General features: G+C 64.8%; 21 protein-coding genes and 1 tRNA gene. 6 read left to right on the top strand and 16 right to left on the bottom strand.

Going from position 1 to position 20,793, the window contains the following annotated elements:
• Positions 1-31: 31 nt before the first annotated feature.
• Positions 32-709 carry a VOC family protein gene (locus CH271_RS26575; protein ID WP_143546130.1) on the bottom strand — a complete coding sequence of 226 codons (678 nt, stop codon included), beginning with the start codon at positions 707-709 and terminating at the stop codon, positions 32-34.
• Between the two features lie 96 nt (positions 710-805).
• Between CH271_RS26575 and CH271_RS26580 the strand changes: the two genes are divergently transcribed.
• Positions 806-1,447, top strand: coding sequence for a ScbR family autoregulator-binding transcription factor (locus tag CH271_RS26580; RefSeq protein ID WP_037193014.1), 642 nt, complete (start codon positions 806-808; stop codon positions 1,445-1,447).
• Here CH271_RS26580 and CH271_RS26585 read toward each other — a convergent pair.
• On the bottom strand, positions 1,425-2,339 hold the full coding sequence (locus CH271_RS26585) for an AfsA-related hotdog domain-containing protein (protein WP_094635525.1): 915 nt from the start codon (positions 2,337-2,339) through the stop codon (positions 1,425-1,427). The two genes, CH271_RS26580 and CH271_RS26585, sit on opposite strands and share 23 nt — an antisense overlap.
• A gap of 270 nt (positions 2,340-2,609) precedes the next feature.
• Positions 2,610-2,682: transfer RNA gene (locus CH271_RS26590), tRNA-Asn, on the bottom strand.
• Between the two features lie 138 nt (positions 2,683-2,820).
• Between CH271_RS26590 and CH271_RS26595 the strand changes: the two genes are divergently transcribed.
• Complete coding sequence (locus tag CH271_RS26595; protein WP_141217061.1) at positions 2,821-3,066, top strand: hypothetical protein; 246 nt, start codon at positions 2,821-2,823, stop codon at positions 3,064-3,066.
• Here CH271_RS26595 and dnaG read toward each other — a convergent pair.
• From dnaG to CH271_RS26630, 7 genes are read right to left on the bottom strand one after another with little or no spacing between them, the layout of a single operon-like run.
• Positions 3,063-4,979, bottom strand: a complete 1,917-nt coding sequence (gene dnaG / locus CH271_RS26600; protein WP_094635527.1) for a DNA primase — start codon at positions 4,977-4,979, stop codon at positions 3,063-3,065. The two genes, CH271_RS26595 and dnaG, sit on opposite strands and share 4 nt — an antisense overlap.
• Before the next feature lie 53 nt (positions 4,980-5,032).
• Positions 5,033-6,307, bottom strand: a complete 1,275-nt coding sequence (locus CH271_RS26605) for a deoxyguanosinetriphosphate triphosphohydrolase (RefSeq protein WP_094635528.1) — start codon at positions 6,305-6,307, stop codon at positions 5,033-5,035.
• Entirely contained in the window at positions 6,308-7,024 is a 717-nt protein-coding gene (locus CH271_RS26610; RefSeq protein ID WP_037193022.1) for a YdcF family protein, read from the bottom strand.
• Positions 7,025-7,080: 56 nt separating this feature from the next.
• Positions 7,081-7,689 (bottom strand): response regulator transcription factor, encoded by a 609-nt coding sequence (locus CH271_RS26615; protein ID WP_094635529.1) that lies wholly within the window; start codon positions 7,687-7,689, stop codon positions 7,081-7,083.
• A gap of 12 nt (positions 7,690-7,701) precedes the next feature.
• Positions 7,702-8,811, bottom strand: a complete 1,110-nt coding sequence (locus CH271_RS26620) for a sensor histidine kinase (protein WP_094635657.1) — start codon at positions 8,809-8,811, stop codon at positions 7,702-7,704.
• A gap of 46 nt (positions 8,812-8,857) precedes the next feature.
• On the bottom strand, positions 8,858-9,661 hold the full coding sequence (locus CH271_RS26625) for an ABC transporter permease (RefSeq protein WP_094635530.1): 804 nt from the start codon (positions 9,659-9,661) through the stop codon (positions 8,858-8,860).
• Entirely contained in the window at positions 9,658-10,587 is a 930-nt protein-coding gene (locus CH271_RS26630) for an ABC transporter ATP-binding protein (protein WP_094635658.1), read from the bottom strand. The genes CH271_RS26625 and CH271_RS26630 overlap by 4 nt, the downstream gene beginning before the upstream one ends.
• A 128-nt stretch (positions 10,588-10,715) precedes the next feature.
• Between CH271_RS26630 and CH271_RS26635 the strand changes: the two genes are divergently transcribed.
• A complete protein-coding gene (locus tag CH271_RS26635) occupies positions 10,716-12,752 on the top strand; it encodes a TPM domain-containing protein (RefSeq protein WP_256986562.1) in 2,037 nt (678 codons plus the stop codon).
• 69 nt (positions 12,753-12,821) lie between these two features.
• On the opposite strand, the gene CH271_RS26640 is transcribed toward CH271_RS26635, so the two are convergent.
• Complete coding sequence (locus CH271_RS26640) at positions 12,822-14,207, bottom strand: glycine--tRNA ligase (protein WP_094635531.1); 1,386 nt, start codon at positions 14,205-14,207, stop codon at positions 12,822-12,824.
• 185 nt (positions 14,208-14,392) lie between these two features.
• Between CH271_RS26640 and CH271_RS26645 the strand changes: the two genes are divergently transcribed.
• Positions 14,393-14,854: an ArsR/SmtB family transcription factor gene (locus CH271_RS26645; protein WP_306437421.1), complete on the top strand. Its 462-nt coding sequence runs from the start codon at positions 14,393-14,395 to the stop codon at positions 14,852-14,854.
• The gene (locus CH271_RS26650; protein WP_094635532.1) at positions 14,851-15,291 is read left to right on the top strand and encodes a Fur family transcriptional regulator; all 441 of its coding nucleotides are present in this window, start codon (positions 14,851-14,853) and stop codon (positions 15,289-15,291) included. The genes CH271_RS26645 and CH271_RS26650 overlap by 4 nt, the downstream gene beginning before the upstream one ends.
• 6 nt (positions 15,292-15,297) lie before the next feature.
• On the opposite strand, the gene CH271_RS26655 is transcribed toward CH271_RS26650, so the two are convergent.
• Genes CH271_RS26655 through recO form a run of 4 tightly spaced genes read right to left on the bottom strand, consistent with a single transcriptional unit; the run spans position 15,298 to position 18,361 of the window.
• Entirely contained in the window at positions 15,298-16,290 is a 993-nt protein-coding gene (locus CH271_RS26655) for an iron-siderophore ABC transporter substrate-binding protein (protein WP_094635533.1), read from the bottom strand.
• A gap of 50 nt (positions 16,291-16,340) precedes the next feature.
• Positions 16,341-16,760: a hypothetical protein gene (locus CH271_RS26660; protein WP_037193034.1), complete on the bottom strand. Its 420-nt coding sequence runs from the start codon at positions 16,758-16,760 to the stop codon at positions 16,341-16,343.
• On the bottom strand, positions 16,753-17,571 hold the full coding sequence (locus CH271_RS26665; RefSeq protein WP_094635534.1) for an isoprenyl transferase: 819 nt from the start codon (positions 17,569-17,571) through the stop codon (positions 16,753-16,755). Before CH271_RS26665 ends, CH271_RS26660 begins: the two co-directional genes overlap by 8 nt.
• Positions 17,528-18,361, bottom strand: coding sequence for a DNA repair protein RecO (gene recO, locus CH271_RS26670; protein ID WP_094635535.1), 834 nt, complete (start codon positions 18,359-18,361; stop codon positions 17,528-17,530). The genes CH271_RS26665 and recO overlap by 44 nt, the downstream gene beginning before the upstream one ends.
• Positions 18,362-18,433: 72 nt before the next feature.
• Here recO and CH271_RS26675 point away from each other — a divergent pair, with 72 nt between their 5' ends.
• On the top strand, positions 18,434-19,855 hold the full coding sequence (locus CH271_RS26675) for an amidase (RefSeq protein WP_094635536.1): 1,422 nt from the start codon (positions 18,434-18,436) through the stop codon (positions 19,853-19,855).
• Between the two features lie 12 nt (positions 19,856-19,867).
• Here the strand turns inward: CH271_RS26675 and era are convergent, their stop codons facing one another.
• The gene (gene era, locus CH271_RS26680) at positions 19,868-20,782 is read right to left on the bottom strand and encodes a GTPase Era (RefSeq protein WP_037193062.1); all 915 of its coding nucleotides are present in this window, start codon (positions 20,780-20,782) and stop codon (positions 19,868-19,870) included.
• Positions 20,783-20,793 lie beyond the last annotated feature (11 nt).

Consider the following 20,793-nt stretch of genomic DNA (forward strand, 5'->3'; position numbering starts at 1 on the left):
TGGGGAACCCCTCTGGACGACTACAGGTGACTCAGGCAGTCACGAACACACAGAACTCGTTGCCCTCCGGGTCCGCCATGACGGTCCATTCGATGTCCGAGTCCGGTCGCCGGAGCACCCGTGCGCCGAGTGATTCCAATTCGGCGATCGCGTCGACGAAGTCGACCTCGATGTCCCAGTGGACACGGTTCTTGCCGGTCTTGGCTTCGGGAACCTGGGCGAAGACCATCGACTCGAACGGCACTCCGGCAGCGCCCTCGATCGCGTGCCAGCCTTCCTCGCTGCCCTCCGTCGTTCCGCCGAGTACCTGTGCCCACCAGCCGGCCAGAGTCTTCGCGTCGAGAGCGTCGACCACCAGTTCGTACATCCTGTAGGGGCCGACTTCCGGCCGGACGAAGGCGCAGAACTCCCCTCCGTCGGGATCGGCCATCACGCGCCAGCCGAAGTCACCTTGGGCGGAAACTGGTTTGGCACCGGGCAGTTCGGTCGTTGTCACGTGCACGTCCAGATGGACACGATTCTTGACTGCCTTGAACTCCGGTACCCGATTGACCCAGATTGTCTGTGTGGGCTCGACCCCGCTGAGCTTCACGATGTCGGGCGAGCCCGTACGAACGACACCGAGTCCGATGGTTGCGGACCAGAAGGTCACCATTGCCTCGAGATTCGTTGCATCGATACACAGATCCTTGAATCGCGCTGTAGTCACCGCGCCGATCGTACGCAGCCGGCGAGGACTATTTTGCAGCGCGAACGTCCTTCACTCCGCCGTGCCGCGAACCCGGGCAACAGTTATTGTCTACCGATGCAGGAGCGTGCAGCGTCCACCAGGCAGGCCGTACTCGAGGGGGCCGCCGCCAGTTTCGAGAAGTTCGGTTACGGCACAGCAAGTTTGAGCACCATCATCGCCCATGCCGGGGTCAGCAAAGGCGCGATGTACTTCCATTTCTCGTCGAAGGAAGATCTGGCGCAGGCAGTGATCGACGCGCAGCTGGCCATGGCGGCGAGTGCGAGCGCCCTCATCATCGAGCAGACGCCGAAAGCGTTGGACGCCCTGATCCTGGTGAGCAAGGAGTTGGGACGCCAACTGCAGACCGACTCCATCGCCCGCGGGGGTATGCGGTTGACGCTGGAGTCGGCCATCGTGGACAGCCCCAATGCGCGAGCGTTCGAGGACTGGATCGGCAAGATGGGCGATCTGGCCGCACGTGCTCAGGCCGAGGGCGACATCGTCGACGGTATCGACGCACTCACGCTCGGTCGATACATCGTCGCGTCGTTCACCGGCGTGCAGACGGTATCGGAGATGTTGACCGGACGCGCCGATCTACAGCAAAGGCTGACCGAGATGTGGCAGATGTTGCTGCCCTCGGTGGTGCCGCGTCGACGCCTCGCGCGGGTGACGACAGTGGCCGAAGACGCCCTTATCGACTGGAGCGATCGGTAGGGGCCAACCACGGTTCGGACGTCGTCGTGACGGACATCGCCGACAGCACCTCGCCGTCGTGCTCGAACTGAATGCGGAAGATGCCGTCGGTGGAGTCCGCGTCGACGATCACCGAGCACGGGTTGGTCCACTCGGCGAATCCCATGAACCTCACCTCGCAGGAGGTGAAATCCAGCGTCGGTGTTCCGGTCGCCAAGCGCAGAGCCTGACGGCCCGCCTCGAGCATCGTGACGCCCGGCAGGTACTCGACCGAATGGTCGAACATCGCCAGGTTGCGCGGATCCGGCGCCACGACGATGGTCCCGTCGGATGTGTGCCGTGCCAACACCACGTCGGACGGATCGAGACGTCCGACCGAGGACGGTGAGACCACCTCGGTTCCGGCCGGCAGGAAACGGAAGTGGGGGTCGGCAACGGTCGACTTGCGAAACTGCGAGTACACCTCGGGTCCGATGGTCCGGACCGATGCCGTCCCCGACGCGACGAGGTGGGTGCCGTTCAGGAGCCGGGCGGAGAGCTTCATGTTGTCCAGCGACTCGTTCTCGAACGTCACGTCGGTCGTGATCGACTCTGCGACAAGCGAATCGTCGATGTCGTCGACGGAGAGCGGGTCCAGGATCTCGAAGCGGGAGTGCTCGATGAACACCACGTGATCGAGTGGAACGCCGTGGTTGACGTGACAGAAGAGGCTGATCGCTTGGCGCAGAGCCTCGGCCACCATCAACGAGTCGTGGGTTCGGCGGACCGGCGCGAACATGCGATGCGACGTCGGGAACTGCACCGCCGCCCGATGCGTACCGTCGACGGTCTCGTAATCGGTCAACAGAACGTCGCCCGGCGACCTCCGATGCACGAGGTGCCGCGGAACTGTTGCTGCGTAACTCAAACTCATGAAGCCCCTTAAAACCGACCGACCCGGCTTTTTATAGCACTGTTGAGCCACCGGGATCGCTCGTTCAGTATGTCGCGGACGACCGACAAACCTGACATCGGTCGATGGGATTCATTCATTCGATATACAGAAATTGGCGTCACGATCTGTTAACTAACTCGAACTCTCGGTACCACATGTCCGGTACGTTCACGGGCCGCGCCGGGGGGCTCGCGCGGCACACTCCCGACAGCAAAAATCCCCGCCCGGGCGAACCGAACGGGGACTGCGCTCCCCCACCTGGACTCGAACCAGGAACCCTTCGATTAACAGTCGAATGCTCTGCCAATTGAGCTATGGGGGATTACCTCGCGGCGTCACACTCTCGTGCGAGCCGTTGGAAACAATAGCGCACACCCCCTGCCGAGTACCAAATCGCCCTGCTCGAGGTTCGTCGGGCAAGATGGAAGAACAGCCGCACGCTCGAGGGAAGGACCTACTGATGATTCGTTTGGTACTGGCGGCTGGAGCTGCGTATGTGCTCGGTGCCAAGGCAGGACGGGGCCGGTACGAGCAGATTCGCAAGACTGCGAGCGCCGTCGCGTCGAGCCCGGCCACCAAGAAGGCGATCGAGGTCGGCCGCCAGAAGCTGTCCGATTCCCTCAACACTCAGCCCCGACTGGAGCCGATGCAGCCGATCGACGACGAGACCCAGGTTTTCGTTCCCCGCGATCAGCTGCGGCGCTAACCGACCTCGGCCACACTTCCGACGGCGAGCTCGAGCAGACTGCGGCGGTACTGCTCGAGGGCGATGAGGTCGCCGAACAACGCGTTGTAGTCGTCGGGCTTCTCCACCGGTGACATGCGCTGCAGTTTCGATTTGAGTTCGGCCACCTGTTGGCCGACCCACACTTCCTGGAGTCGTGCGAGTACGCCCGAAATGTAGCGAGTGAGAGCGTCGTCGGCCACGCGCATCGGGTCGACGGCCAACTCGGTGACCAACGACACGACCACGGCATCCTTGGCCTGTTTGGCGACCGCGTCGACCCACTCCCCTCCGCCCAGGCCTGCAGCGGTGCCGCCGGCAGCGGCCACTGCGTCGCGCACGGCCGAATACGCCGGGTGATGGAAGCTTTCCGGCGGGAGCGAATCGAACACCGTGCCTGCCATCGCAGGCATCTGCAGTACCGCCTTGAGGGCTTCGCGCTGCGGCCACAGAGACGGATCGGTGGGGTTGGGACGTGGAGGTCCCGTTGGGGCCTCCACGGGAGCAGCCTGACGCTTCTCGAACGGGACGCGTTTGCCGCTGGTGTCGCCCCGGGCACCTTTCTTCGCCTCGTCGCGCACCCGGGCGAGCACCATTGCGGTGTCGTCCCACCCGGTCCAGCCGGCCAACTGCCGCGCGTACTCGTCCCGAAGCGACGCATCCTTGATGCGGGCGACCACGGGAACGGTTCGCTTCAACGCCTCGACGCGCCCCTCGGGTGTGTCCAGATCATGCTCTCGCAGCAGTGATTTGACTACGAAGGCGAACATCGGGGTACGCCTGGCGACAAGATCGCGAACGGCGTTGTCGCCGGACTTCAAGCGAAGATCGCACGGGTCCATTCCGTCCGGAGCAACTGCGACGAATGTCTGGCCGGCGATCTTCTGATCACCCTCGAACGCCTTCATCGCGGCGGCCTGCCCGGCTTCGTCTCCGTCGAAGGTGTAGATCACTTCGCCGCGAAAGTAGCTGTCGTCCATCATCAATCGGCGCAGCATCGCCAGGTGGTCCTCGCCGAAGGCCGTTCCACAGGACGCCACTGCCGTCTTGACTCCAGCCAGATGCATCGCCATCACGTCTGTGTAGCCCTCGACGATGACGGCCTGATGGGACCTCGCGATTTCCTTGCGTGCCAGGTCGAGACCGAACAACACCTGAGACTTCTTGTACAGCATGGTTTCCGGGGTGTTGATGTACTTACCCGGCATCGTGTCGTCGTCGAACAGTTTGCGTGCGCCGAAACCGATGACGTCACCGCTCTGACTGCGAATGGGCCACACCAACCGACGCCGAAAACGGTCGATCGGTGTCCCGCGCTTACCGGGTGTCGCCAGGCCTGCGTCGACGATCTCCTTGGCCTCGAAACCCTTGCCCAGCAGATGCTTGGTGAGGGTGTCCCAGCCGTCGGGTGCGTAACCACAGCCGTAGGCCAGGGCAGCGTGCCCGTCGAAGTTGCGTTCGGTGAGGTAGTCCCGCGCGGCCTGGGCGTCGGGGCCACTGAGCCTGCCCGCGTAGAACTCCTGCGCTGCTGCGTTCGCGGCGATCAGACGCGCGCGGGTGCCACGGTCACGTTGAACCGACGGCCCTCCGCCCTCGTAGGAGATCGAGTAGTTCAACCGGTCGGCAAGTTGCTCGACGGCCTCGACGAACGAGATGTGCTCGATCTTCTGCAGGAAAGAGTAGGCGTCACCGCCCTCGCCGCAGCCGAAGCAGTGATAGTGACCGTGATTGGGGCGAACGTGGAACGACGGAGATTTCTCGTCGTGGAAGGGGCACAACCCCTTCATGGAGTCGCCGCCCGCGCGCTTGAGAGAGACGTAGTCGCCGACTATGTCTTCGATCCGTGTGCGTTCGCGAATGGCGGCGATGTCGCGTTCAGGAATTCGGCCGGCCACGAAGGGCAGTCTAGTCCCGATCTGGACCTACCCACATTCGGTCGGCGACGCGGTCAGCCCCAGCTGGCCTGAGCTCCGAGTGACCGCTTGTCGATCAGTTCGAGTCGACTTTCGGTGTACGACGCGATCTGGTCGACAACCACACGAGTCCGTTCCGCGTCGCTGTCGGCCCGCTGCCAGGCGGGCACCAGAATGGGGTCCAGTTCGCCCGGAGCCGAGCGCATCAACCACTCGGCGACACGGTGGATACGGTCGCGTTGGCGCTCCTGGCGGACCTTGTGGCCGGCGTCGGACATCACGTACCGCAATGCCATCGTCTTGAGCAATGCCACCTCCGAGCCGACGATCGACGGCACCACCAGATCGGCGTCGTATCGGCTCAGCGGCGCAGTGCCGTACTTCTCGTGGGTGCCCTCGATGGCGGCGGTCGCGAAGCGTCCGACCAGTTCACTGGTCATGTGTTTGAGCGCGACGGAGGCTTCGAGGGTGCCGTCGTAACGTCCGACCGCGACCACGACGGGCATTCTCGACAGTCGATCTGCGGCCTCGATCAGTTCGTCGACATCGAGCCCGCGAAACTCCGAGACGCCGAGTTCGGCGAGAGCGCGTCGCTCGATCGGATCGGACAGAGCCCGTAGGTCGATTCGAGCGTCGATGACGCCGTCCTCGACGTCGTGCACCGAGTACGCCACGTCGTCGGACCAGTCCATGCTCTGCGCTTCGAGGCACTTGTGCTTGTCCGGCGCACCGTCACGCACCCAGCCCAGAATGGCGGAGTCGTCGTCGTAGGCACCGAATTTCGCGCCGGGCGCGGGCCTGATCCACGGATATTTGGTGGCCGCGTCGAGCGAGGCTCGGGTCAGGTTGAGTCCTGCGCTTCGGCCGTCGGAGTCGAGGATCTTCGGCTCGAGTCCGGTGAGAATGCGCAGGTTCTGCGCGTTGCCCTCGAAGCCACCGCAGTTCTCGGCCACTTCGTCGAGGGCGCGTTCACCGTTGTGTCCGTACGGCGGGTGGCCGATGTCGTGCGCCAGCCCGGCGAGGTCCACCAGATCGGGATCGCTGCCGAGACCCTCGGCGATGCTGCGGCCGATCTGCGCGACTTCGAGCGAGTGCGTCAATCGCGTGCGCGGGGTGTCTCCGTCTCGAGGACCGGTGACCTGCGTCTTGTCGGCGAGCCGGCGCAGGGCGGCGCAGTGCAACACGCGCGCTCGATCGCGCGCGAAGGCGCTTCGATGCGAGGCGTTGTCAGCCCCGGCTCGCAGTCCTGCGGTCTTCGGAGGTTCGGGGACGAATCGTTCGACGTCGTGTGCCGAGTATGTGCCGGTCATCTACTGGCCTGCCGTGTAGGAGAAGTCCGCGGTGAAGTGGGTCAGCTGATACCACAGCAGAGCGCCTGTCTCCCTGGCGATTCCGTGCGCCTGGGATTCTCTGGTGTAGACGGCGGGACCGGTGCGTGTCGGGGAGGTCCAGGCGTCGAGTCCGGCGTCGCGCGCCATGGTTCGGGTACGTAGTGAATGCCATGGATCGCTGACCAACACCACCGACGACTTGCCCTGTTCGCGCAGGGTGTTACTCACTGCCTCGATGCTCTCGAGGGTGTCAGAGCCGGTCTCGACGGCAGTGATGGCGTCGGCAGGAACTCCCTGATCGATCAGATAGTTGCGGCCCGAGGCGGCCTCGGTGAACAGATCGCCCTCCTGCTTTCCGCCGACGGTGACGATCTCGGGGGCGATTCCCTGCTCGTACAGTGACGCGGCCTGGTCCAGTCGTGCCTCGAACACAGTCGAGGGTGTGCCGCTGTACTGCGCCGCGCCGAGCACCACGATGGCGTCCGCCTTGGAATAGTCGTCGATGCGCGCCACCTGCCATACCCGCACCGCTGTTCCGGCGACCAGCACCAGCGACATCAGGATCACTCCCGCGACCAGCCGGCCGGTCCAGCGTCCGAGCGTTCCGAAGAAGCCGAGGCGCTCGGGACCGGGGTCCGGGGCATACCGATCGTCGTACGGGTCGCCGTACGAATCTCGGTCGAGAGTTGAATTCACCCCTCGAGTTTGCCAGGCCTACGCATCTTCGGCGGCAGCGGCGCGCCTCGCAGGACCTACAGCCACCCTCGATCCTCCGCCACTCGCACCGCTTCGGCGCGGGTACTGGTACCGGTCTTTCCTATCGCGGACGACAGATGATTGCGCACCGTTCCCTCCGAGAGGTGGACCTGAGCAGCGATGGAGCCGGCCGTCCCGCCCTGGGCCGCTGCGCGGAGAACTTCCTGCTCTCGGGCTGTCAGAGGCGAAACGCCGTCGGTCAGGGTTTCGGTCGCCAGCGTCGGATCGACCACACGAAGGCCCATGTGCACCCGCCGAACGGCGTCGGCCAGCTGCTTGGCAGGAGTGTCCTTGACCACGAAACCCGACGCGCCCGCGTCGATCGCGCGGCGTAGATATCCGGGTCGACCGAACGTCGTGACGATCAGCACCCTCGACTGCGGCGCGACGAGCGCGAGTTCGGCGGTGACCTCGATCCCGTTCTTTCCCGGCATCTCCACGTCGAGCAGAACGACGTCGGGTCGATGTTCGAGAACGGCAGCGGCAACCTCGTCCCCGCGTCCCACCTCGGCGACGACCTCGAGATCGTGTTCGAGCCCCAGCAGAGCTGCAAGTGCACCCCGCACCAGAGCCTGATCGTCGGCCAGCAACAGTGTGATGGTCATTGCGCCTGCGTCCTATTCACCGTGTACCTCCACCCTGAAACCGCCGGCCGGCACCCGGGCGATCGTCAGTACACCACCCGCGGCAGCCACGCGTTCACCGAGACCGCGCAGACCGTTGCCGCCGGACTCCTTGTCTGCCGGTCCCACTCCGTCGTCGACGATGGAGATGCTCGACGCCGTCAGCGTCACCCGGCAGTGTCGTGCGCTCGAGTGTCGAACCACGTTGGTCACCGCTTCCCGGATCACCCAACCGAACAGTTCTCGGTGTCGCAGCGGCACCACGTCGGCGTCACAGGGAAGATCGGCGTCGATTCCCGCGGCAGCTAATGCCGTTTGCACACTTGCCAATTCGGATCCGATGTCGACCTGCCGCATACCTCCGACGGTACTGCGCACATCGGCAAGTGCTTGCCGAGCAAGGGTTTCCAGCTCTGCGATCTCGACGGCCGCTCGGGCGGGGTCGATCTCGATCAACCTGCCGGCCAGTTCGCTCTTGACGGTGATGACGGTCAGGGAATGGCCGAGGATGTCGTGCACGTCCCGGCTCATGCGCTCGCGTTCGGCCACGATGGCCAGGTCTGCCAATTGTTGCCTGGCCACGGCCAATTCGTGATTGCGCTGGAACACCTGGGTGATGCCCCAGGCCGCGGCCGCGCTGATCAGCAGCTGAAATGCGAAGAAGGTGTCGGGCTCCCAGGACGACAAGAAGCGTGGCACCGCCTCGACGAGCGCGACCATCACCAACACCAACGCCCACGCTTGCCTGACCGGCAGGGTCATCATGGCCAGTACTGCGATGTAGACGGTCGCGCCGAATGCGGTGGTTCCTATCGACACGCTCATGAACACGGTCAGCGCGATCATGACCCCGAGCGCGATCCACGCCTGCGAGACCGGCAGTGGCTTTCCTCGGCGGTGTCCGTTACGAAAACGCCAGAAAGTGGACGTGAACACGGCACCGAAGGCAACGATCGTCATGACCCCGGCAACCTTCGCCGGCACGTAGTCCAGAGCAAGGATGTCGTTCAACGGATAGATCAGGTACACCAGCCAGATGGCTCCGAACATCCAGCCGAACCGCCAGATCCGGCCCTCGGGAAGGTCGGCGGTGAACGTGGTCATGCCGCCCACGGTATCTCTGTGGACGACATGATCAGTGGTTTCGGTCTCAGGCACGCTTGGTGTCTCTTCGGAACAGCAACGCAGCTCCGGCGACGAACACCGTCGCCCACACCACCAGGTTGATCACGGCGATCAGCAGAGTTCCGGTGTCAGCGGAGGTGAACGGTGCCCGGGTGATGGTGGCCAGGCCGTAGAGCGGGGTGAACTGGGCCAGCATCGGGAACCAGCCGCTGTCGCCGAGCGGAACGAACAATCCGCCGGCCAGCGCCAGGAACGCCAGCACCGGTCCGAGGATCTGCATGACGTTCTCCGACGGCAGCAGATAGCCCATGAAGAGACCGAACGCGGCGAACACTGCGGACCCGAGCCACGCGATCACACCACACGCGAGCCACACCCAGATCGGCATGTCGGCCCCGAAGAACTTCGCGACGACGAAAACCACGACAATGGCTGCTGCACCCATGGTCATGGCCACGAGGACCTTGGTGACGATGTAGGCGACGGGCTTCAGCGGAGTCAACCGCAACTGTCGGCTCCACCCCTGAGCTCGTTCGACCGACACCATCGCTCCCCCACTGGTGGTGGCGAGCATCGCGCCGTAGACCGCCATGCTGATGGCGATGTACGCGGTGACGTTCCCATGCGCGAACGGGTAGTCGGTCCGGTAGTCGGACTGCGTACCGAAGATGACGAAGAACACCGGCGGCATCACCAACGTGAAGATCAGAGTTCGCTTGTTTCGGAAGAGCCTGCGAATTTCGAGTCCGAGGAACGTAGGCGAGAAGCCGCCCCAGGCAACGGCTCTGGCGGAGGTGCGGGTGGTGGCGGGGTGAGTGCTCGTGGTCATCGGATGCTCCCGGCGAGGTCGTTTTCGGCTGTGTCGTTTCGTGAGTCGGTGGTCAGGGCGAGGAATGCATCCTCGAGGTTGCGCGAGACGATTTCCAGATCGGTCGCGTGCGCGTCGTTGAGTAGGTATCGAGCCACTGCATCGGAGTCGCGACCGTGCACGATCACCCGATCGCCACGCGTCTCGACGCGGTCCACTCCGGGCAGAGAGAGCAGCATCGACTGGTCGACGCCGGGCAGCGTGGCGGTGACGGTGCGTCCTGCCGCCAGGTTCTTCACCTCGGCGGCGCTGCCGTCGGCGACGATCTTGCCGTGCCGCACCAACACGATCCGGTCGGCGTAGGCGTCGGCCTCGTCGAGGTAGTGCGTTGCGAAGAGCACCGTTCGGCCGGTGCTGGCGTCCTGACGAATGGCGTTCCAGAAGTCGCGACGACCCTCGACATCCATGCCGGTGGTCGGCTCGTCCAGCACCAACAGGTCCGGATCGGGCAACAGTGCGAGCGCGAACCGAAGGCGTTGTTGCTGACCGCCGGAGCATTTCGCCACTCGCCGATCTCCGATGTCGGCGATGCCTGCCCGGGTGAGAACCTCCTTCACCGACCGGGTGCGGGCGAACAGTGCCGACGTCAGCTCCACGGTTTCGCGGACGGTCAGATCGCGCAGCAGACCGCCGGTCTGCATGACGGCCGAGATGCGGCCCTGGGCGATCGCGTCGGCCGGAGTGCCGCCGAACACCGACACCGACCCGGTGGTGGGTGTTGCCAGGCCGAGCATCATGTCGATGGTGGTCGTCTTTCCCGCTCCGTTGGGTCCGAGGAATGCGACGACCTCGCCCGGTTCGATGGACAGGCTGAGCCCGTCGACCGCCCGGACCGAGCCATAGGTCTTGGTGACGTTTCGCAGTTCGACTGCCTTCGTTGTGGTCATGGGAATCACTCTGCTGCGATCGGGCGGCTCCGACCTCGTTCGAGCGTCACGATTGCGGGGTGACAACTGTCATGCGTCCGGATCGACCTGCTCGATGTCCTCGCCGCCCAGCCGGTAGATTTCAGCGCATGGCAGTCCAGCACCGGCGGCACACCAGCGCCCCAGTCGTTCGAGCAGCAATCCATCGATTTCGTCGTCTCGCCGCCGTGGGTGCTCTGACCCTGTTCGCCGCGGTCCTGCTCGCGCCAGGGGTTGCATCCGCCGAGGCTCCCTCGCGGCTGGCCACCCAGATCACCGACAACGTCCAGGCACTCGACCCGGATGCCCTCGCCGAGGTCCAGACCTCGATCGACGACCTCTACGGCAACAGTCAGGTCCGGTTGTGGGTCACCTATGTCGCGGACTTCGACGACCTGTCGGCGGCGAACTGGGCCGAGCAGACTGCGACGAGAAGTGACCTCGGTCAGCGCGACGTTCTGCTCGCCGTGGCGACCGTGGACCGTTCGTACTACCTCGGTGTGAACACCGGGCTGTCTCAGATCACCACCTCCGAGCAAGATTCGATCCGTGCCGACGACGTCGAACCTGCACTGCGCGAAGAAGATTGGTCCGGTGCGGCCATTGCGGCAGCCGGTGCACTCGGCGACGCGTATGCCTCGAGCGGCAGTGGTGGCTCGTCGGCACCACTGCTGATCGGCGTCGGCGTACTGGCCGTGGCCGGCGGCGGAGCCGTCGTCTACTCCTCCCGGCGCAAGAAGGCCCGCGTCGCCGCCGAGGTCGAAGCCGTGGCGAAGATCGACCCGAGCGACCCGGCCGCACTGGCCGCCTTCCCCATCGACGTTCTCGACACCCGCGCCAAGGAAATTCTGGTCGAGACCGACAACGCGGTGCGCGCCAGCGAAGAGGAATTGAATCTCGCCCGTGGAGAGTTCGGAGATTCTGCGGCAGCACCGTTCATCGCCGCCCACGACAACGCCAAGAAGGCTCTCGCGTCCGCCTTCGAGATCCGCCAACGTCTCGACGATGCCATTCCGGAAACTCCCGATCAGCGACGGGCGATGCTCGTCGAGATCATCTCCTCCTGTGGCCAGGCCGATCGCGAACTCGATTCGCGGGTGGAGGAATTCGACGGGTTCCGCGATCTCGTGATGAACGCCGACGCCCACCTCGACGAACTGACCCAGGCCGTCGTCGGCTTGACGGTGAGAATCCCGCAATCCGAATCGGTTCTCACCGAGCTGCATTCGGAGTTCGCCGCCTCCGCCCTGTCCTCGATCGCGGACAACGTCACGATGGCCAAGGACCGTATGGCCCTGGCCGAGGACAACATCGAGGCCGGCCGTAAGGCGGCAGCACTGCCGCCCGGAAAGCAGGGGCCTGCGGTCACCGCGATTCGTACGGCCGAACGAGCCGTCGACCAGGCCAAGACCCTGCTCGACGGTGTCGACCATGCCCGGGACGACATCAGGCATGCCATCGCCACCCTGCCCGACGCCATCGCGGACGTTCGCCGCGACATCGAGCAGGCTCGCGGCTTGGCCGAACACGGTGGAGCCGAACTGCAGTCGGCGATGACTGCGGCGCAGACGGCGCTGAAGAACGCGGAGACGGCACAGTCCTCGGACCCTCTCGGCAGCTACACCGCGCTCGCGGCGGCCGACGCCGAACTCGAGAAGATCGTCGACGAGGCGTCGGCGGACAAGGCGGCCGAGGACCAACTGCGGGCCCGTCTGGATCGCGACATCGCGGCCGCGCAGGCGCAGATCACCGCTGCCGCGGACTACATCTCGACCCGTCGCGGCGGGGTGGGTGCCGACGCCAGAACGCGCCTGTCCGAGGCCGAACGCCACCTCGGTGCGGCTCGCCAACTCGAGGCCGAGAACCCTGACGAAGCCCTCAAACATGCACACGCAGCCAGCCAATTGGCGTCACGCGCATCGCAGATCGCCCAGGCCGATGTACAGAACTGGGAAAATCGTCACGGCCCGCGCGGTGGCGGTAGCGGCGGCAACGTCGCGGGAGCCGTGCTCGGCGGCATCCTGATCAACAGTGTGCTTCGCGGCGGCGGAGGTGGCGGAGGCTTCGGTGGCGGATTCGGCGGCGGCGGGGGCTTCGGAGGCGGCGGCGGTGGCGGCGGATTCGGTGGTGGTGGCGGCCGCTTCTGACCCACCCATCGACAGCCGACAGGGCCCGATCTCATCGCGAGATCGGGCCCTGTCGGGTGAGTGAGGTTCTTACGCGCCGATCAGACGAGACGCGATGTAGCCCTCGACCTGATCGAGTGCCACACGCTCCTGCGCCATCGTGTCGCGCTCGCGGATGGTGACGGCATGATCGTCGAGGGTGTCGAAGTCGACGGTGATGCAGAACGGGGTGCCGATCTCGTCCTGACGACGGTAGCGGCGACCGATGGCTCCGGCGTCGTCGAATTCGACGTTCCAGTACTGACGCAGTTGCTGCGCAAGGTCTTTCGCCTTGGGCGTCAGATCGGCGTTGCGCGAGAGCGGGAGCACCGCGACCTTGACCGGAGCGAGACGACGGTCGAGCTTGAGCACGACACGCTTGTCGACGCCGCCCTTGGCGTTGGGGGCCTCGTCCTCGGTGTACGCGTCGACGAGGAACGCCATCAGCGAACGCGTCAGTCCTGCGGCCGGCTCGATGACGTACGGGGTGTAGCGGGTGTCGGTGGCCTGCTCGTAGTAGCTCAGGTCCTGACCCGACGCCTTCGAGTGCACCGAGAGGTCGTAGTCGGTGCGGTTCGCGACACCCTCGAGTTCGCCCCAGGCACTGCCCTGGAAGCCGAACCTGTACTCGATGTCCACGGTGCGCTTGGAGTAGTGCGACAGCTTCTCCTTGGCGTGCTCGTAGAGCCGCAGGTTCTCCGGATCGATACCGAGATCGGTGTACCACTTCATGCGGTAGTCGATCCAGTACTGATGCCACTCGTCGTCCTCGCCCGGCTTGACGAAGAACTCCATCTCCATCTGCTCGAACTCACGGGTGCGGAAGATGAAGTTGCCGGGAGTGATCTCGTTGCGGAAGCTCTTGCCGATCTGGCCGATACCGAACGGAGGCTTCTTGCGTGAGGTGGTCAGCACGTTGGCGAAGTTGACGAAGATGCCCTGTGCGGTCTCGGGACGCAGGTAATGCAGGCCCTCTTCGTTGTCGACCGGGCCGAGGAAGGTCTTGAGCAGTCCCGAGAATGCACGCGGTTCGGTCCAGGAGCCGGGCTCACCGGTCTCGGGGTCGCGAATGTCGGCGAGGCCGTTCTCCGGCGGGTGGCCGTGCTTCTCCTCGTATGCCTCGATGAGGTGATCGGCGCGATAGCGCTTGTGGGTGTGCAGCGACTCCACCAGCGGGTCGGAGAAAGTCTCGACGTGGCCCGACGCCTCCCACACCTGACGCGGCAGGATCACCGAGGAATCCAGCCCGACGGTGTCGTCGCGGCTGGTGATCATGTTGCGCCACCACTGCTTCTTGATGTTCTCCTTGAGCTCGACGCCCAGCGGGCCGTAATCCCAGGCCGACTTGGTACCGCCGTAGATCTCGCCGCACGGGTAGACGAGGCCTCTGCGCTTGGCGAGGTTGGCGACGGTTTCGACTTTGGACTTGGGTGCCACTGGCGGAGCTCTCCATCTTCGGTTACATCGTGTAAGAGGTGACGTGGGCGGTTTTCGCCCTGATCAGACTATCTGGCTCGTCGATCGAATCCGAACAGCGGTCGAGTCGGGAAGTTGACATGCGCACCTGTGCATATCACAATGAATACGATTTGCAATAACAACTACTGCACTAACCTGGTGCCATGACGTCGATCGTGCAGGGAGAGTCCGCCGGCAACGAGCCGGCGACCGAAGGAGCCGCAACCGTGTCCACGGACTCGACAGTGGAAGCAAGTTCGACCCACAGGCAGGACCCCGAGCATCCGTTGCACTCCGGCGATCCGTTCGCCGTCGCTCCCCCGGCTCACATTCCGCCGAAGGAGACACTGACTGCGGCGGGCGACATCCTGCGAGCACTCGCGGCTCCGGTACGCATCGCCATCGTGCTGCAGCTGCGCGAGTCCGAGCGGTGCGTCCACGAACTCGTCGTCGCCCTCGGTGTCACTCAGCCGTTGATCAGCCAGCACCTTCGGGTACTCAAGGCAGCGGGTGTGGTGCGCGGAGAACGCAACGGCCGTGAGGTCCTGTACCGACTGGTCGACGATCACCTCTCCCACATCGTCGTCGACGCCGTGGCCCACGCCGAGGAAGGCCGGAACCCGTGACCGACAAGTCCACCGATACCGCAACCCCCAGACGACCGGTCGTCGTCGGGGTGCGAGCCACCAAACAGCGCAGCGCGATCTCGGACCTGCTCGACACCATCGAAGAGTTCAAGTCCGCACAGGATCTACACGACGAATTGCGCAAGCGCGGTGAGGGCATCGGCCTCACCACGGTGTATCGCACACTCCAGACCTTGGCGGACGCCGGGACCGTCGACGTACTCCGCACCGACAACGGCGAGTCGGTCTACCGGCGCTGCTCGTCCGGACATCACCATCACCTGGTGTGCCGCTCGTGTGGTTTCACCGTCGAGGTCGAAGGCCCCACCGTCGAGAAGTGGTCGCAGAGTGTCGCCGAGTCCAACGGCTTCAGCGACGTGAGCCACACGATCGAGATCTTCGGCACCTGCGGTCAGTGCAGCGCTGCCGCTCGGTGAATCCGCTCAGGCGACGGCCTCTGCCACGCGAGGTACCAACGCGTCGATGGCGAACGGAATCGACAGCACCGAGTTGTACGTGATCGCTCCACGCTGATCGGTGGACAACGGAACGATCGCGTCATTCCGTGCAGCATCGAGCGTTCCGAAGATCGGGTTCTCGGCCACCACGTCGATGTCGTCACCGGTACCGAGGTAGAGCACCAGATCCGCGTCGAGCATCGAGATGTTCTCGGCCCCGACCGGAACGAAGAAATTGGTGCCGTCGTCCTCGGCGCGGATCGCTTCCGGGACCTCGAAGCCCAGCGAAGTGACGAACGTACCGCGGGCATCACCGGGCAGAAATGCGCCGAACTGGCCGTCGTACGGAAGCACCACTGCTGCCGTCTTGCCTGCGAACTCGGGATGTTCGCTTCGAACCTGTTCGAGCGCAGCGGTGGTCTGCGCATTCAACTCCACGCCGCGGTCGCGTTCACCCATCGCGCGAGCGATGGTGTCGGTGGCCACCTCACGATCGACGGCATAGGCGGCAGATCCTGCAGGTCGGGCGACAGTCGGCGCGATGCCGCTGAGCCTTTCGTACGTCGCCTCGTCGAAACCTGCATTGAGTCCGGTGATCAGATCCGGTGCCAGAGAGGCGATCAGCTCGAAGTTCGGCTCGGACTCCGATCCCAGCAGCGTCAACGGCGCGTCACCGACCAACTCGTCGGTCCACGGACCCAGTCCGGTCTCGTAGAACGTGTACCCGGTGTTGCCGACGGGAACGGTGCCGAGCGCGATGACGGCATCGGCGTCGGACACCCCGAGCGTGACGATGCGAGTGGGCTTCTCCGGAATGGTCGTGCTGCCGTAGATGTGATCGATGACCACCGGGAATGCACCGTCCGCCGACTGCGTCGCCGTGTCGCCGGTGTCGGCGGTCGAACAGGCCGTCACCGCCACACCGAGGGCGATCACCGCCACCACAGCCGTGAGCATTCGGGTCCACCGCACAGTCATTTGCATCCGCCTCTACTGGAAGTAAGTACAGGCAAACCTTAGCTGACGGATCAGGGCAGTAGACCCTCACGGGCCTTCTCGACTCCGGCGAGCACCAGAATGAGCATCGTCAACATTGCCTCGTCGTCCAGGCCGCTCGCGGGAAAGGTGTAGCGCAACAACACATCTGCGAGCTTGTCATGGGTGTTGACCGAGATCGCACCGAACTGCGAATCCGCGTTGCGGTCGGCAACTTTCTTGTGCAGAGCCGGCTTCAGCGGCCGGTCCCACGCCAGGACAGCTGTGAGCGAGAGCACCTCGAGTTCGGGCGAGAGTCGAACGGCACGCAGCGAGCACAGAGCGCCCGCGTAGTCGAAACCGAGAGAACCCTCGTCACCGAGTGTGACCGTCGCGAACTGCGAGAGCGCCAACTGGGCACGGGCCTGCAACGAAAGCCCCTCGTCGGGCGCTCCGTTCGCGATGTCACTCATATTTGACTCCACCGAATCGTCGGTCCCGCGAGGCGTATTCGATACACGCCTCCCACAGATCCCGACGGTCGAAATCCGGGAAGAGCTTCTTCTGGAACACGAACTCCGCATAGGCCGACTGCCAGAGCAAGAAGTTCGACGTCCGCTGCTCCCCCGACGGACGCAGAAACAGATCCACGTCGGGCATATCCGATTCGTCGAGGTACTTGGCGACGGTGGCCTCGGTGATCTTCTCGGGGTTCAGCTTGCCTGCGGCCACCTGTCGAGCGATTTCCCTTGTGGCATCGGCAATCTCGGCTCGGCCACCGTAATTGACGCACATCGTCAACGTCATGACGGTGTTGTGCTTCGTCAACTCCTCGGCAACTTCGAGTTCCTTGATGACACTGCCCCACAATCTCGGTCGACGGCCGGCCCAGCGAACTCGGACACCCATCTCGTTCATCTCGTCGCGTCGACGACGAATGACGTCACGATTGAAGCCCATCAGGAACTTGACCTCGTCGGGACTGCGCTTCCAGTTCTCCGTCGAGAATGCGTACGCGGACAACCACTGCACCCCGATCTCGATGCACCCGCACACGGTGTCCATGAGGACCGCTTCGCCCTGCTCGTGCCCCGCGGTGCGCGGCAGACCACGATCCTGTGCCCATCGACCGTTGCCGTCCATCACCAGTGCGACATGGCGAGGAATCAGTTCCGGCTGCAGGATGGGCGGCCGAGCGCCCGACGGATGCGGATCGGGAGGGCGCACTGCCGACTGTTCGTCAGGCCGGGGTTGCGGCTCTCGTCGTCGAATCACGGTCCCCATCCTGCCCGACGGTGTCGGCGAACACGGAGTCAGGTTGCGCCAGCGGCACCTGATGCGGGTGCGAGCGTTCGATGAGCGGAAGTGTGCGCAACTGTCGTTCCAGATGCCATTGCAGATGCGCCGCCACCAGTCCGCTGGCCTGCTTGCGGACGGAGTCGGAGGTGGTGACGGTGTAGTCCCACTCCCCTCGCTCGAGCGCGACCATCAGATCGAGAACCCCGCTCGACGGCGTCGCCGATCCCGGCGGACGGCAATGCACGCACACGGCTCCACCGGCAGCGACATGGAACGCTCGATGCGGCCCCACCGCTGCGCACCGCGCGCAGTCGGTCAGTGCGGGAGCCCATCCGGCGAAACCCATCGCGCGCAGCAGGTACGCGTCGAGGACCAGTTCGGGAGGCCTGACGTGCTGCGCGAGGGCCCGCAGGGCACCGACGGTCAACTGATGCAGCCGCTGCGCGGGTGCGTGCTCCTCGCCTGCCAGCCGCTCGGCGGTTTCGAGAACCGCACATCCAGTGGTGTAGCGACCGTAGTCGGCCACGATGTCTCCGCCGAACGCGTCGACCGTGTGCACCTGGGTGACGATGTCGAGGTTGCGTCCCGGATAGAGCAGAACGTCGATGTGCGCAAACGGTTCCAGCCGCGCACCGAACTTGGATTTGGTGCGGCGAACCCCCTTGGCGACGGCCCGCACGATTCCGTTCTCCCTGGTCAACAACGTGACGATGCGATCGGCCTCACCCAGCTTGTGCTGGCGCAGGACGACTGCGTTGTCACGGTATGGCCTCACGTCATCCAGTGTCCCACGCGCGCTGCGGCGGTGACCGTTCCCGCGCTGACGAGGAGTCGATACTGTGCAGGCGTGGATTTTCATCGGTCGACTCTCGTTGCCCAGGCTGCTGCTCTCGCGTCGGGTCGCATCACGTCGGTACAGGCGGTCACCGAATCACTCGATCGCATCGAGAAGAGCCAACCCACGCTCAACGCGTTCCGCATCGTGCGCCGCGACGCCGCCCTCGCCGAGGCAGCCGAAGCGGATCGCCTGCGCGCCGACGGCACCACCGCTCCCCTGCTCGGCGTTCCCGTTGCCGTCAAGGACGACGTCGATGTCACGGGCGAACCGACCGCCTTCGGTTGCGCGGGCGACTTTCCACCCGCAACCTCGGATTCGGAGGTGGTGCGCAGACTGCGTGCTGCCGGAGCGGTCATCGTCGGAAAGACCAACAGCCCCGAACTCGGCCAGTGGCCGTTCACCGGCGGTACCTTCGGGCACACCCGCAATCCGTGGGACCGCGAGCGCACCCCCGGCGGCTCCTCGGGCGGTAGCTCTGCAGCAGTGGCTGCCGAATTGGTCTCTGCCGCTCTGGGTTCCGACGGTGCAGGCTCGGTGCGGATTCCGGCCTCGTGGACGAACCTGGTGGGGATCAAGCCGCAACGCGGACGCATCTCGTCGTGGCCGGAGCCCGAGGCATTCAACGGCATCACCGTCATCGGCCCGCTCGCCCGTACCGTGGCCGACGCAGCCCTGCTCCTCGATGTGGTCTCGGGCAGCCACGACGGAGATCTGCATCGTCCGCCTCCGCTGACCGTCTCCGACGCCGTCGGGCGCGATCCGGGTTCGCTGCGGATAGCGCTCAGCTTGCGCAAGCCGTTCATCCCGACGCCCGCACCACTGGACCCGGAGATCGCCGCTGCCGCGTACGAGATGGCAGCGGTGCTGCGATTGCTCGGACACCGCGTGGTCGTCGACGACCCGGCGTACGGAATGTTGTTGGGGCTCAACTTCTTACCGCGCTCGCTGGCAGGCGTGGCGACCTGGCTCGACCGCCTTCCCGATCCGTCTCTCGCCGACCCGAGGACCCGGGCCAACGCCAAGAGCGGCCGGGCACTCGCCGGAGCCCCGTTGCGCGCAGCCCGTGCGGCCGAACCACGCATCGGACGCCGCGTCGGCCGGTTCTTCGACGAGTACGACATCGTGCTCGCCCCGACGACGGCTACTCCGCCGCCGCGGATCGAGGCCATCGACGGCATCTCCAACGCCGATACCGATCGGGTCATCACCGAACACTGCCCGTACACCTGGCCGTGGAACGTGCTCGGCTGGCCGAGCGTGAACGTGCCCGCAGGATTCACCGCCGCCGGCCTACCCATCGGCCTGCAGTTGATGGGCCACGAATCCTCCGAGCCACTCCTGGTGTCGGTCGCCGCTCAACTCGAGAACGTGCTGCAGTGGCACCGTAAGCGCCCCGATCCCTGGTGGACCCAGGTGAGCGAAACCTCGTAGCCCACCACGGGATCAGAAGCCGAGCTTGCCCATCTGCTTCGGATCGGTCTGCCAGTCCTTGGCTATCTTGACGTGCAGGTCCAGGTAGATCCTGGTGCCCAGCAGCTTCTCGATCTGCAGTCGCGACGCCGTGCCGACCTCTTTGAGTCGCGAACCGCCCTTGCCGATGATGATCGCCTTCTGGCTCGATCGCTCCACGTAGAGAATCGCGTGCACGTCGAGCATGTTGTCGTGGCCCTCGCGGGGCACGACCTCGTCGATGACGACGGCAAGCGAGTGAGGCAGCTCGTCGCGGACACCTTCGAGCGCGGCCTCACGGATGAGTTCGGCCATGAGGATTTCCTCGGGCTCGTCGGTCAGCTCACCGTCGGGGTAGAACGCCGGCCCCGGTGGAAGTTCGGAGGCCAGCAGATCGACGAGCTTCTCGATCTGCTCGCCCGATTCGGCCGACACCGGAATGACGTGCGAATTCTCGCCGAGCAGCTTCGACAGCGACATCAGCTGCTGTACGACGCGTTCCTTCTTGACCTTGTCGATCTTGGTCACGATGCCGATGAGCGTCGTCTTGGGCGCGATGTGCCGCACCTGTTCGAGAATCCATCGGTCACCGGGCCCGATCTTCTCGTCCGCGGGGATGCAGAGTCCGATGACGTCGACCTCGGAGTAGGTGTCCTGCACGAGGTCGTTGAGACGTTGCCCCAGCAGCGTTCTCGGTCGGTGCAGGCCGGGAGTGTCGACCAGGATCAGCTGGGCGTGCTCGCGGTGCACGATGCCCCGAATGGTGTGCCGCGTCGTCTGGGGACGCGAGGACGTGATGGCGATCTTCGATCCCACCAACGCGTTGGTCAGTGTTGATTTGCCGGTGTTGGGTCGGCCCACGAAACAGACGAATCCGGATCGGAACTCACCGTTGTTCTGCTCGGACACAAGAGCACCTC

It is taken from the genome of Rhodococcus sp. 05-340-2 (genome assembly GCF_002258915.1).
In the GTDB taxonomy this organism is placed as follows: domain Bacteria; phylum Actinomycetota; class Actinomycetes; order Mycobacteriales; family Mycobacteriaceae; genus Rhodococcoides.